The 831-nt window shown below is 52.1% G+C and carries 2 protein-coding genes; both read left to right on the top strand.

All coding sequences use genetic code 11. The features are described 5' to 3' along the window. On the top strand, window positions 1-290 hold a 290-nt coding region (locus Q5Y72_RS20005), incomplete at its 5' end, for an integrase core domain-containing protein (RefSeq protein ID WP_504222739.1). Between the two features lie 214 nt (window positions 291-504). Continuing rightward, on the top strand, window positions 505-831 hold a 327-nt coding region (locus Q5Y72_RS19740; RefSeq protein WP_305965090.1), incomplete at its 3' end, for a hypothetical protein.

The raw sequence follows: 831 nt of genomic DNA, 5'->3' as shown, positions 1-831 counted from the left end.
AATCGACCCCATTCTCAGCATCACAACGAAAGCCGCTTGATCATGACCTCAGGCCATCCGCGAAATTACACCACCTTGACGGACGTGACCCCGTGGCCCGCTGGACCCACACCTACAACACCGAGCGACCCCATTCCGCCCTCGGCTACCAAGCCCCGGCGGCCTTTGCCGCCCAACTCACCGCAATGGGCGATCAGCTTCGCGCATCTGAGCCGCTACGCAGATCGCCCATTGCTCCGTCGGCGCAACCGCGCCACATTCAACCGCCGACTCTGGCCTCAGCCGGATGAGCATCGGGGGTCACAGCACGGCAGATCCCAATATAGGCAGACCCTTGCTTGGTCTTAACAACGACCCCGCCTTCAATTATAATAACGGTTGGCAAAAAATGGAGTATACATCTCGCACCTCACAGGGCAACATTACTGTTCATTATCAGGTAAATCAAACCTTACAGCCAGGCAGGGCGTTTGACCTCAAAATTGTAAACAATAGCGGTCTAAAATGAAGATAATTGTACCGTGGTCATCTGAGCCACTTCAAGTTTACGCAATAGCCTGGAGTCGCTTCCCTCACGAAGCTGATATTTTGGGAAATAGGACTATATTCTCAGTTGCGGATGGCGGTGGTCTTGCTGAAGTTTATGAGCACGAATGCGAGATATCATCATCCGATTTGAATGAGTTTTGCATAATGCCGAGAGAGTTTGATGCCCGCTACTTGGTTCTTATGTGGAAGCCATTGGCCGATTGTGGAATTTGGAAAGATTTGCGTGAGTTCGATAAGCCGGCGCTAAAGCGTTTTTCAGAGATGCGGGCTGCGAATGGCCAC

It is taken from the genome of Paracoccus spongiarum (genome assembly GCF_030732095.1).
Classification (GTDB): domain Bacteria; phylum Pseudomonadota; class Alphaproteobacteria; order Rhodobacterales; family Rhodobacteraceae; genus Paracoccus; species Paracoccus spongiarum.
This window is presented reverse-complemented; position numbering and strand designations above follow the sequence as displayed.